This window comes from SAR324 cluster bacterium (genome assembly GCA_029245725.1).
GTDB lineage: Bacteria > SAR324 > SAR324 > SAR324 > NAC60-12 > JCVI-SCAAA005.
The window spans coordinates 1-12,753 of the sequence record JAQWOT010000011.1 but is presented as its reverse complement, the minus strand read 5'-3'; the positions used below and the strand labels follow the sequence as shown (position 1 = coordinate 12,753).

6 protein-coding genes are annotated in these 12,753 nt (G+C 45.0%); 2 read left to right on the top strand and 4 right to left on the bottom strand.

Annotated features, from left to right (window positions below; all coding sequences use genetic code 11):
* The first annotated feature begins 225 nt into the window (after positions 1-225).
* Positions 226-1,764, top strand: a complete 1,539-nt coding sequence (locus P8O70_00275; GenBank protein ID MDG2195319.1) for a DUF3604 domain-containing protein — start codon at positions 226-228, stop codon at positions 1,762-1,764.
* 132 nt (positions 1,765-1,896) lie between these two features.
* Here the strand turns inward: P8O70_00275 and P8O70_00270 are convergent, their stop codons facing one another.
* Genes P8O70_00270 through P8O70_00260 form a run of 3 tightly spaced genes read right to left on the bottom strand, consistent with a single transcriptional unit; the run spans position 1,897 to position 10,060 of the window.
* Positions 1,897-5,136, bottom strand: a complete 3,240-nt coding sequence (locus P8O70_00270) for a thrombospondin type 3 repeat-containing protein (protein ID MDG2195318.1) — start codon at positions 5,134-5,136, stop codon at positions 1,897-1,899.
* Positions 5,133-6,404 (bottom strand): thrombospondin type 3 repeat-containing protein, encoded by a 1,272-nt coding sequence (locus tag P8O70_00265; protein MDG2195317.1) that lies wholly within the window; start codon positions 6,402-6,404, stop codon positions 5,133-5,135. The genes P8O70_00270 and P8O70_00265 overlap by 4 nt, the downstream gene beginning before the upstream one ends.
* A gap of 8 nt (positions 6,405-6,412) precedes the next feature.
* Positions 6,413-10,060, bottom strand: coding sequence for a heparin lyase I family protein (locus tag P8O70_00260; GenBank protein MDG2195316.1), 3,648 nt, complete (start codon positions 10,058-10,060; stop codon positions 6,413-6,415).
* 287 nt (positions 10,061-10,347) lie between these two features.
* On the opposite strand from P8O70_00260, the gene P8O70_00255 reads away from it, so the two are divergent.
* Positions 10,348-10,986 (top strand): TetR/AcrR family transcriptional regulator, encoded by a 639-nt coding sequence (locus P8O70_00255; protein ID MDG2195315.1) that lies wholly within the window; start codon positions 10,348-10,350, stop codon positions 10,984-10,986.
* A gap of 13 nt (positions 10,987-10,999) precedes the next feature.
* Here the strand turns inward: P8O70_00255 and P8O70_00250 are convergent, their stop codons facing one another.
* A complete protein-coding gene (locus tag P8O70_00250; protein MDG2195314.1) occupies positions 11,000-12,487 on the bottom strand; it encodes a M81 family metallopeptidase in 1,488 nt (495 codons plus the stop codon).
* Between the last annotated feature and the right edge of the window lie 266 nt (positions 12,488-12,753).

The following is a 12,753-nucleotide window of genomic DNA, read 5'->3' as shown; positions in this document are numbered from 1 at the left end:
AGATGTCAGCAAATTTACTCACTTGCTCCAACTAAATACTTTCAGTTGTAGTGGAACTTAGTCTCCAAACAGTGAAGACTGTGTTGATAAAAGAACCTCATTTATCACTTTTTAGAAATATCAATTCTAGATGCTTGGATGATTGTAGATTTTCTAAATGGATATACTTAAACAAAAAACTAACCCTTCATTCTCAATAAGGGAAATTCTTTCAAGATTCCGATAATGCCTGAATCAAAAGATTCTTTTTACCAAGCTCTTTATGGAGACATCCATAATCACTGCAACATCTCTTATGCACACGGCAGCTTGGGGGATGCAATAAAAAATGCAGCTTTACGTTTAGATTTTGCGTCTATTACCGGTCATGCATCTTGGCCTGACATGGATGAGCATGATCCGAGAATTCAACATATCGTTCAGTTTCACCAACGTGGTTTCGCCAAACTGCATAAAAATTGGGACTCTTATCTTGAAAGAATTTCCAAAGCAGAATCAGAGCACAAGATCATTCTACTTCCAGGCTATGAGATTCATTCAAACGAACATGGTGATTACACCATTGTTGGATTAGACCCACTCACCAAGATGATCTTAGAGGACTCTCCACAAGAACTTCGACAAAGAATTTTCAAAGAAAAACTTGAAGAGAATTATTTGATCTTCCCACATCACATTGGATATCGCCAAGGGGCAAGGGGCGTCAATTGGAATAGTTTTGAAAATCCACTGACTCCTTTAGTAGAGATTGCCTCAGCACATGGTTTTGCAGAAGAAGATCTCTCAGACAGGCCTTTTCTCCATTCTATGGGGCCTCAGCAACACCAGGGCTGCATGCGCTACGGGTTGGGGCTGGGCCATCAATTTGGTGTGATTGCCAACACAGACCATCACAGCGCCCATCCTGGCAGCTATGGACATGGTGTAACAGGCATTTGGGCCAGCATTGATCGGCGTGAAGATATCTGGGAAGCTCTAAATGCGAAGCGAACTTGGGCAATGACTGGGGATCTAATGCAACTCAAGTTTGCTGTTGGGAATCAACTGCAAGGATCGGTATGTCAGGATCTCGGTGAACCAGGAAAGATTGAAGTCCAGTCTACCAGACCAATTGATTACATTGAATTGCTCACGCCAGAACAACGGCATTGTTGGCACATGCCTTTGATTTCAGAGCGCAAAATGGCCGAGGAATTCGAGGATACGGAGGAAGCAATTGTATGGATTGAGCTAGGATGGGGTGAAAGAGGTAAGGCGGCAAACTGGGACGTAAGTCTTGAACTGGATAGAGCCACGATTTTGGAAGTCATCCCGCGGTTCAGGGGGTTTGAAGTAGTTTCTCCCCTAGACAAACGAACAACTGAAGTTCCAATTCAACATGCGGGTTGGGATCAGCTCAGTGAAAGCTCTGTTCATTTTCATTGTCGTACTTGGGGCAATACAACAAACTCAACTTCTTCTACTCAAGGGCTGGCTTTACGAATCACCTATCAATCTTCAGCAAAGCTTAGAGTCCAAATGAATCAAGAATCTTTCAATTTACCAATTCAAGCTCTTACCAAGGGAAGTATTTCAGGAAACTTGGGTCCTATAGATTCTCCAGCCTACCGAATCGGCTTAAGCCTACCTTTCCAATATTCAAAAGAGGTAGCCTTTCAGTTAGATTCAAAATTTTTTGAAAAATGCAAATACCGATGGGCTTACGCAAGAGTTCGACTCAAGAATGGACACTGGGGAATTTCTTCTCCAATCTTTACCAATTAAGTATTTCGTAATCTTATTACAACTGGTTTTGTGCACCTTTAACCTGATGTGGAGTTAAACAATCTGGACGCAAACTTAGAAAAAACTTAGCTGTCCATTCACACTAACGCATCCGTGTTCCAAAGTTTTAATTTATCGAACACTAAGAATCAGTTGTGCTCGCATTCCACCATTACTGTCTGTCTGCACTTCAATTGTTTGAGATGAATTATCCAAATCTTCTACCCAAAAGCTTATACCCGTATTGGCCGCAGTGTGGACTGTTTGCACATAACTAGTAACATCAAATTCATATGCTGTCGTACTGGTAATTGATTTATTATCCAGACTACTAAAGCTGTAGCCGGTGTTTGGCTTCTTACTAAAATAAGAATTCCAAGTAACATTATCATTCCAGTCATCATTAGTTCCATAAACATGATAATCATTGCTACTGTTAGCATTGTTGATTTCATCAATTGTCAGCCTGAGAGTTGCATTGTCGACCGTTTGGCTACTTGTGATGTTATCAGACAAATTAAATCCGAATAATCCTGCAACGGTGTAAGTTCCTTTACTCAAAATCTCAACTCTATCCCAATTATGTCTGACGCCTACTTCATCTGACCTTGAATGAACAGAATTGTCTCTATTTGCGTTGATTGTTTTTTCTGTGGTTGTCTCACACACATCACCAGTTCCATTTCCATCCGCATCAGCCTGATCTGCGTTCGCATTTGTTCGGCAGTTATCTGAGTTGTCACCGATACCATCACTATCTGTATCAACAGACTCGGATGAATCCAATGGAAACGCATCACTCGAATCCGCTACTCCATCGCCGTCATCATCACTATCTGCATTGTTCCCAATACCGTCGCTGTCGGTATCAACTGACTCCGAGGAATCTAACGGAAAGGCATCGCTACTGTCGGCGACTCCATCGCCGACATCATCACTGTCTGCATTGTTCCCAATACCATCGCTGTCGGTATCCACCCACTCGTTAGGATCACTCGGGAAAGCATCACTTGAGTCTGCAACTCCATCGTTGTCGTTGTCTGAATCACAGACATTGCCAATGCCATCTCCATCTGAATCCAACTGACTAGCATTTGCGTTCAGTGGGCAGTTATCCAAGGAATCGACAATCGTGTCCCTGTCATCGTCAGAATCACAGTCATTGCCTTGCCCATCTCCATCACTGTCTAACTGATCTGTATTGGCCTCCAGTGGGCAGTTGTCAACATCATTTGCAATGTTGTCATTATCTAAGTCAGTGTCACAGACGTCACCTTGCCCATCACCATCGCCATCCAGTTGGTTAGAATTGACATCTAGTGGGCAATTATCCAACTGGTCTAAAACCCAATCCCCGTCATCATCAAAGTCACAGGTATCACCCCTTCCATCAGAATCTGTATCAAGCTGATCTGTATTTGCTTCTAAGGGGCAATTATCCAACGTGTCCAGAACTCCGTCAGCATCGTCGTCAGCATCACAAACATCACCTTGGTCATCACCATCCGTATCGAACTGATTGGTATTGGGGTCTATCGGGCAGTTGTCCCATGTGTCATAAACCCCATCACCGTCCGAATCAACCGCCACTGAAAGATTGGTAACCGAGGTACTGCTCAGGGACTCAGCATCGTTACCCACAGAGTCCTGAATCGCATTGGCATCATCACTTGAAGATGGATCCTTATAGGCAACGGTAATGGATTGCCCGGAGGTGATTACAGATGTGAGGGTAAGAGCAACCGTGGAACCTGAGGTTTCGACACTGCTGATGTTGGCCTCAGTTTCCTCAATGTTGACCGTGAAAGCAGAGGTTTCGGCAGTGGTAGATGAGAGGACCTCATCATAGACAAAGAAAACCTGGGTGCCGTCAAAGGAAGCTACAGCATAGGAGAAGGTTGGAGAAGTAGTGTCTGCGTCTCCATCAGGTTCTCCGGTAACAACGACAAGTTCAGGTTCGTTGGGATAACTGGTGTTATTGTTTACACTGTCAAATTCAAATCCCTCATACTCTTCTTCCGAGTCTTCAATCCAAAGCGTGACCTTGCTTTGGCCACTGTTGATTGCAGCTTGGATGACGCTAGTGACATCAAAATCAACGTATGATCCACTCGCTGAGATTGTGACGTTATCGAGGAGTTGATCTTTCAGCGGCCGCGTACTCCATTGAACAGAGCTTTGGCTCCATTCTTTTGATGTGGTTGAATAGATTGAGAACGTGGAGCTTTGGTCGTTCTTGAGAGTTCTTACGTAGGGTCTAAATGTGGCTGACTGAATTCCATCCCCTTGGCTGAAAGAGCTTAGATCAAACTCAACGAGCGCGATAACCGGGGTGCTACCTCCATAGACTTCGTTTTTGGACCAGTTTCCATTAGTGCTGCTATTTTCTTTGATCGAGGCATCTTGGGTTGCGAACAATTTTGTTGTTGCGCTTGTGCCTGCTGTCGAGTTGCTGGTGAATGTCGTACCGCTTAGGGAAGCAGCGTCATTGCCAGCAGCATCCTGAATAGCATTGGTGTCATCGCCTGAGGAGGGGTCTGTGTAATCAACCGTAACAGTCTGATCTGAAGGGATGGCTGTGGTGAGAGTAAGTTCAACTGTGGAGCCGGATGTGGCAACGCCAGAGATGGAAACAGCAGAACCATCAACGTTGACGATGAAGTCAGAGGCGGCAGCCGTTGTGGCGGAAAGCGTCTCGTTGTAGCTGAGGATAACCTTGGTGCCGTCTATTGATGTGGCGGTAGAGAAGTAGATTGGTGCGGTGGTATCCAGTGGGCTGACGCCGTTGTCGCCAGAGTCGAGCCAGGTGTCGAAGTCGTTCGCGAGGTGATCGGCGATATCAATGGCATCCCAATAAAGAATGCGCTCATCAAAGATGTTCATGTACATCCCGAATTTGATATACCCTTCGGCGTCCTTGTACATGGTTGCGCCGCTGTAATCGACAACTTTTTTGTCGTTCAGCCAAACCTGGAAGACCCCATCGCTGCCTTGTGAATGCTTGGTGTAAATTTTTAGATCATTCCAGGCATCAGGGATGGCATATCCAATTTCCTGGTTATCTGTAATGCCATGCTCATATCCAATCCAATACATCTTGTAGTCGCCTTCGTTACTTAGCTTGAGCGCGAAGTTAGGTCGACCCCCACCGTATTGCTTGAGTTGGGTGATGATGGTCGTACTATCTGTGACAGGATCCCACTCTTCTTTTGGTGCGTAGAAGCTACCGGAGAAGTAAAAGTCTTCTCCTTCTTTGAACTTCGTCTCGTTTTGGTGGTATAGCTCAGCGTGATTGCTTTCGCTGCCATCCGCATAGATGCGAATGATGTTTTCTCCTTCTCGTGCAGTGATGCCTACATCGGTGGCTCTCACCGAGGTGATATTATGTGCAGCCCCTGCACTTGTTCCACTTGTGCTACTTGTGCCGTTTTGGAGTAGCTTTCCTTCAATGGATAGGGGTTGACGGAATTATCAACTGCTTCATCCGTGTCTTCCTCGGCCCATTCATTTCTACCGTCTTCTGCAGTTGCTGTGACGCGAAAGCCGCCCCAGGGAATTTTTGGCGATGTAATGGTTGTTTGCTGCCCTGATGTGTTGGTGTATGTGAGTTGCACCGTTATGTCTTTGTTTTCTATTGAGATCTTGAAATCACCAACATCCAATCTTTGATTTGTGGCTCCTCCTATGGCTTCGCCATTGGCGAACCATTGATAGCTGAGGGTTTTTGATTGATCCAGGTCGGAGATATCATCAATGTCCGCGCGCAGGACCCCTCTGACCCCGCTGTAATCTTCTGCAGTACCAAGAATCTGTAGGGCACCTTGACTCGCTAATGACTCCTTATTTTCTTTGGCAACATTCACTAAATCTGTAATCACTTTCTCTGAAACTACGTACTCTGGATCCTCTTCTGCCGCTGTCGTGGTCAGGGTCTCTGAAGTGACCTGTGCAATTGAAGCAATATCCACATTGACCGTGCTGATCTGTTTGGCTCCCTGGACCACACCAATACCAAGCGCTTCCAATAGACTGTCCAGGTTTTCCGTCTCATTTTCCATCACCACACTAGTTGTAGCTTGAACAATCGTTTCTGAGTATGTTTGTTCAATTTCCTCCGGACTGACTCCTAGGGTTGGCAGGTTTCGAACAAGCGATTCAGTAAGAGTTTGTAGCATGGCTGGACTATCCAAACCCTTGGTAGCAACTGCAGTTGTCAAGTTACCGAGCATGGTTGACAGCCCTCTATCCTCTGATTTATCAGGATCAAGTGGAAACGCATCAGCATAATCAAGCACTGAGTCTCCGTCATCATCGGAGTCACACACATCGCCCTGCAAATCGTTATCTGTATCCAACTGATCTGGATTGTCAACAAGTGGACAATTGTCCACTAAATCTGCGTATCCATCACTATCATCATCACTGTCTGCATTATTTCCTATTCCGTCACCATCGGTGTCTATCCACTCAGGTGGGTCATTCGGGAAAGCATCGCTAGCATCAACAAATCCGTCTGAGCCACTATCTGCATCTAGTCGTTGTGCTGTTGTAACCCAGCTTTCAACGCTCTCATGGATTTTGTTGCTCATCTCAACATTATCAAAATAGATTACCCGCTCATCCCGAATCTGCGTGTACATACCAATTTTCAGGAAACTGTCATCCAGGCTTTTGTCAGAGTTTTTCCTTCATATTCAAAGATTCGTTCACCATCCAAATAAATATTGAGAAAACCTGACCTCTTATCTCCTGGCTTCAAATGTACTCTCAGGTCATGCCAATGGTCTGGTTTGAGGGTCGCAATATGGTAGGAATTATGTTTTTTCTTAGCGAGATGATACTTGCTCTGCACAAACAGTTTGTAGTCACCAGTGTTACTCATTCTAATCGAAAAATTAGGCTGACCACCAACATACTGCTTATGTTGCATAATGATCGTTGAATACTTGGTCTTTTGGTCCCAGTACTCGCTCGGGAAATAGATGCTCGCTGAGTAGAAAACTTCAGAATCTTCTCTGATTCGGGTGTTCCAATCTCGACTCCCTAGCTCAGAGCGTTTGCTATAACTCTGAAGCTTTCTTGAACCATATTCTCTGCCATCAGCTCGAATTTTTATTACGTACGCTCCATTTCCAGGCTCAATGCCAGCTACACTGGCTAGCACTGGTTCAATACTGTGAATCTCACTGTCTGTGAAAAGATCTCCATTCTTGCCGTGATTACTGCTGTCCTTGTTGTAGCTATAGGTCTCCCAAAATGGTGTCGGATTATCTCCGATTAAGGTGTTCTCTTCCGCTCCTGTCTGTGTTCTCCAGTCGTAGTAATTAAATAGAGGGGATTTTACTGTCTCACTACTTCCATCAAGCTTGGTATAGTTGATCTGTACATGAAGGTCGGCTTCATCAGTATAGTCAGTGTAATCTGTAGTGATTAGTTCTTGGGATGTTGCGCCTGGAATCTCTACTCCATCTGTAAACCATTGATAAGAAATACCTCCGTTAGGATCCAAAGCTTCCAGCGAAGTCAGATCCACCTTGATCCGACCACCTGTATCCTGAGCTCGATGACCGTACACCATCCGAGATGGATACTCCGCGCTACCCAGTATTCTCACAGACGAATTTGCAGCAGAGACAAAGGTGGGCGCACTTGTATCTGGTGTTGTATTGAGCTGATTACTTCCTTCAACAGGATCAGGCAGGGCTGTCGTTGCGCTCTCTACAATTAATTGTGCTGGTTTGTTGTAGGAACCATTGTTTTCACTGGCAAAGTCAAAGCGCTGTTGTTCTTGCTCACTGTCTTCGATCCAGAGTGTGACTTTGCTTTGGCCGGCATCGACAGCAATTTGCAAGGCTTCTGTGACATCAAAGTTTGCATAGCTCCCTGTTGCACCGATAGTGATGGTGTCAATCAGCTTTCCTTTGCTGGGTTTGCTGTACCAATTCACCGAGGTTTGGCTCCAACTTTCAGTTCCCACCGCATAAATTGAGAACGTTCCCGGTGAGTTTTGGAGTTTGATGACGTAAGGACGAAACGATGCCGATTGAATGTATTTAGCGGAGCTGATGTCGCTTAAATTAAATTCAACCAGAGCAATTTTTGGTGATGATTCGCTGCCATAGATTTCTGTCTCCGACCAATTTCCAGTTCTGGTGGAGTTTTGAAAGATCGTTACATCCTGAATCGCGCTAAGGGTGGTGCTCGTGATGCTGCTGTCAAAAAGAGCCACTTTTGAATCTGAAAGGGTAATGGCGCCCTGATTATCTGTTGCTCTTGCTTGGATGGAATACGCACCTGCGGTCGTTGGCTTCCAACTGAGGGTGTATTGATCACTGCTGCCTTGACTGGCAGTTCCGATCAGTTGGCCGTTCGCTAAGAATTCAACCTTGACGATACTTCCATCAGGATCAGAAGCAGTTGTTGACAGATTGATGCTTGATTGAGTGTTGAAAGAGCCCAGAAGATAGGTGCTGGAGTCAATTGAAACTTGTGGCGCCCTGTTGCCAATCCAAATCGTAACGGTTTCCTCAGCTTCATTACCGTCCGTATCTGTGGCCACCACACGCAGAGTGTGCTGACCGTCGCTAAGATTAAGACCAGAAAAGCTAAAGCTGGCTTCTGTTGTGGATTGAAGTCGGGTGTTACCAGCAAATAATTCAACAGATTGGATTCCTCCAGCGCTGCCGAGTTGATCTCCAGGAGGGTCGTTGGCAGTGCCACTTACAACAATAATATTGCTTTTAGCAAATTGTTGGTTGTCACTGATTCCGTTGATTGTGATGCTTGGGAGATTGTCACCGGAGTTGAGCCACGTGTTGAAGTCCTTTGTCAGATGATCGGAAATATCAATCGCATCCCAATAGATGACACGTTCGTCGTAAATCTCTGTGTACATCCCGAACTTGAGATAGCCTTCGGCGGAGCGATACATCGTGGCGCCGCTGTAATCGATGACCTTTTCACTGTTCAGCCAAACTTGAAAAATACCATCACTGCCTTGTGAGTGTTTGGCATAGATCTTCACATCATTCCATGCATCAGGGATGGCGTATCCCATCTCTTGGTAGTTGCTAAGGTCATGGGGAACGGCCCGCCAGGTCATTTTGTAGTCACCATTGTTGCTCAGGCGCAGCTCAAAGTTAGGATCTCCACCTCCGTATTGCTTGAGCTGGGTGATAACTGTCGATCCACCAGCTACTATTGGATCCCACTCCTTTCTTGAGGCGTAGAAGCTTCCGGAGAAGTAGTAGTCCTCACCCGACTTAAAGGTTGTCTCATTATTGAGGTGGGCTAGCTCTGAGCGATTACTTTTGCTGCCATCCGCATAAATGCGAATGACATTCTCGCCCTCTCGGGCTGTGATCCCTTCGTCGACTGCTCTAACAGCTGTGATGTTGTGAGCGCTCCCAGCGCTCGTTCCACTTGTGCTACTTGTGCCGTTTTTGGAGTAGCTTTCCTTCAAGGGATAGGGATTGACCGAATTGTTGACTTCGACTGAGGCGGTTTCACCCGACCATTCGTTTCTGCCATCTTCAGCATTGGCGACGATTCGGAAGCCCTCGTAAGGCATTACTGCGGATGTGATCGAAGTTTGTTGACCTGATGTGTTGGTGTATGTCAGTCGAACGGTAATGTCTTTGTACTGGACAGAACTGAAAAAATCCCCCATGTCCAGCGTTTTGCCGGTAGCTCCAGAAATAGCATTGCCATCTGAAAGCCATTGATAGCTAACTGCTTTGGATGTATCGAGGTCCGAGACACCATAGATATCGGCGAGTAATACCCCCCTAACCCCGCTGTAATCTTCTGCTGTTCCTAGGATCCGTAGATTCTTATTGGATGTTGTTACAGAGAACTGGCCATCAGCATCAGAAGTTATTTGCACCTGATCCGATACAGTATCAATTCTGGCTGTCAAAGCACCACTATCTGTGGAGTCCATACCTACGGCATTGGCCAACAAAGACTCAATAATTACATCAAAAGCTTTTGCCTGCTGTTCCTCATCCAATCCTGCATTGGTGATCACATCGTAAGCGCCTTCAAACGCTGCTGGAATCACATAGAGCAAGTCATTCGGCTCTTGGGATGATGCTTCTATGGCTCCATTTTTCACGGCAGTTGCGAAAATTGAATCAAAGTTGGCAGCAATTAGTTGAGCCTCGAGTTCATTGGCAACTACAAAGGTCGCATTATCCGATATTTGGGAAATAACACCCTTTTCTCCCTCTCCTTCACTGCCTCCACCAGCACAACCTGCTAAAATAAATAACAATATCAATTGTATCAACTTCATATGACCTAGATATTTGTGTTGAATTCTGTTTCTTGGATTAAATTCAGCTTTTCAATCAAACTCTCCTGACCATTGTTTTTTGATTCTGCAGAATCCTCCTCATAATAATAAAAATCAAATATATTTCATTTTTATCTACTGACATCCGGACAAACATCCGATAGATATAGACATCTCATTTCATTGAGTGAGATAATCATCAAAAAACCAGAGATTCTGATTTTGCTGATTTCAGGAAATCAATTTAGGCCTGATCCACAATCGCTTCAAAATTCGCAACAGCTGTTATGACAACTCTGATAGGAAATGATTCGAAGAATAAGAAAGCTAGGAGTAGTGGCTACAAGACAAAACGAGGGAACCAGCGGAGAGACGCATTACTCAATGCGACGAAAGAGATGATAGCGCTTGAGGATATTTCAGAAATTTCTTTTGTTAGCATAGCGAAAAAAGCTGAAGTCCCACTACCTTCTATTTATCACTATTTTAAAAACTTAGAATCTTTGATTGTGATGATAGTGGAGGAGTTAGGGCAAGAATTACTAGATAATCTAAAACTTATAAAAGCAAAAGAATTTCAATCTTCTGAAGAAAGAATTCATTTCCTGTTAGACGAAAATATTAAATTCTTAAACGAACATCCTATTGCCCAAAAGGTTTTCTACGCACCTAGTCTCCCAGATAGTGCGAAAGCTATTGATGAGAAATTAATGTTGGAGATGTCAGAGCTATTTTTTTGGAGTGTTCGTAGCGAACTGAAAAGGGGTAAGGAGGAGTTTTTTGAAAGATTTTTAGTGGCTGTTCAAATATTTGATGCAATTGCCAAGCATGAGATTTCAAACAAAACCAAAATTTCAGTCAGAGCCACAGAGGATATTAGAAAAATTGTTACGTCTTACCTTCTGAACTGGAATTCCATAGATTAAGTTATGGTCGAGCCTATCTTGCAAATGACCATTCAAAATCCCTTTCAAAAGGGAACATCGGTCTCCGCCGATGATGATAGTAAAAGTGACTCAAGCTAGAAGCTGTCACTCCTGGAGTATCGACTCTAATAAAGCGGGAGCACACTTCCTCATACGCAGCAATCGGAGCGTTTACGCCCTTGGCAATCAGGACACTGAAGCTTCCTGGATCAAGTCCACAACTACGTAATTGTTCCAAACTGTAGGGTGCCATCCGTTTGCTGGTCAGCAGAATGGTCAGTCCTGCCCTAGAGCGAACGACCGCGCTCAATCCCTGATCAAAATGTGTAAAACCACCATGACGGGCTAGGGGTTCTTCAAACTTTCCTGGATAAATTCCAATGACTTCCACGCTAGCAATCAACGGTTCTCCATGAAGTTGATCTGTTTTTCCACCCATTGCCAGCTTCAGTTCAGAGCCTAGTCCTGCATCCTCAGCTTGACACACGGCTTCTGGGTCATAAAGACAGACAAAGGAATCTCGAACTCTTTGACTCAATAATGCTTGCGCGATCAGCGTTCCATCCGCAGGCGAGCCACCTCCCACGTTATCACCCATGTCCAGTAAGCAGGTTGAACTGGAGTCGTCCTTCAACGAATCAATCGCCTGATCAATTGGCACACCAGTCCCATTAAAATCAGCTCGATGTTCCCAAAGATAATTGGACAACTCCGCCAAGGTCTGCTCAGCAACCAGAGAAGTTTTGTCGCTGACTGCCAGGATTGAGGTTCCCATCTCATCTACATCTGCATAGGGATAGCCCTGCAGTATGCTTAACGATAGCAGTCCCTTCTTCTTACGTAGCTGTGCTGAAAGCTCGTAGAGTTCTTTGCAGGGAGACAAATCTGTACACTGCTTTTCAATATTCATCACGAGGGGCAAGAAGGCAGCTCGCTGAACAGGCTCCACTTCACTTAGCAGAGTCTTGCTCATCAACTCAGCAGCTTCCAATCCACGTGCATATTGATCAAGATGGGGATTCGTCCGATAGGCTATTAAAGCATTCGTGGATGCGACCATCTGTGATGAGAGATTTGCGTGTAGATCCAGCGTGCCGATGATGGGGACTTTTGATCCTACTCTTTCCCGAAGCTGCTTCAGCCAATGACCATCAGCATCTCGAGGCTGTTCACTGACAGTCGCCCCATGAGGAGCGACCAGGTAACCATCCAATGGACCAGCCTGCTCCACCTGCTTGAACATTTTTTCAAGCAACTGATCAAAAACTTCCTTTTGGATCGTTCCATATGGAATCGCCCGAGCCGCAAAGAGTGGCAGCGCCTCCAACCCTCCTTTTTCCAGGCCTGTAAAAAATCCTGCGACCTCGTGGTGAGTATTCGCCAGCTGCTCTCGAATTTCCTCACCTACCAGCAAAAGATCTTCTGCAAAGTGATGAAGCTTAGTCGGTTGATTCAGGAAGGTATTTGATTCCTGCATCAGGCACAAAATGCCAACACGCATTGGATTTCCCTTGGATCAAAGAACAATTCGAATGACAACAATTTTTTCACTGCTGTCTTTCAGTAAAGGATTGTCAGAAAGAAAAGATATAAAGCGATTGGATCCTCAAGGCAACCAAAGCTTTGGAAGGTAATTTAAGTAAAGATGGACGGGAGAACTTTTGCGGGTCTTTGTCTAAGGGATGAGGGCTGGGAACGACCAGAAATCGTCAGCCCACAAACCTCATTGATGACTGAAGTCAGGCTCCAGAACAAAAAAAAAAAAAA

Coding starts and splice junctions, on each gene's coding strand:
- P8O70_00275 (MDG2195319.1), top strand. CDS start 226: ATGCCTGAATCAAAAGATTCTTTTTACCAAGCTCTTTATGGAGACATC.
- P8O70_00265 (MDG2195317.1), bottom strand. CDS start 6,404: ATGTACACGCAGATTCGGGATGAGCGGGTAATCTATTTTGATAATGTT.
- P8O70_00260 (MDG2195316.1), bottom strand. CDS start 10,060: ATGAAGTTGATACAATTGATATTGTTATTTATTTTAGCAGGTTGTGCT.
- P8O70_00255 (MDG2195315.1), top strand. CDS start 10,348: ATGACAACTCTGATAGGAAATGATTCGAAGAATAAGAAAGCTAGGAGT.
- P8O70_00250 (MDG2195314.1), bottom strand. CDS start 12,487: ATGCGTGTTGGCATTTTGTGCCTGATGCAGGAATCAAATACCTTCCTG.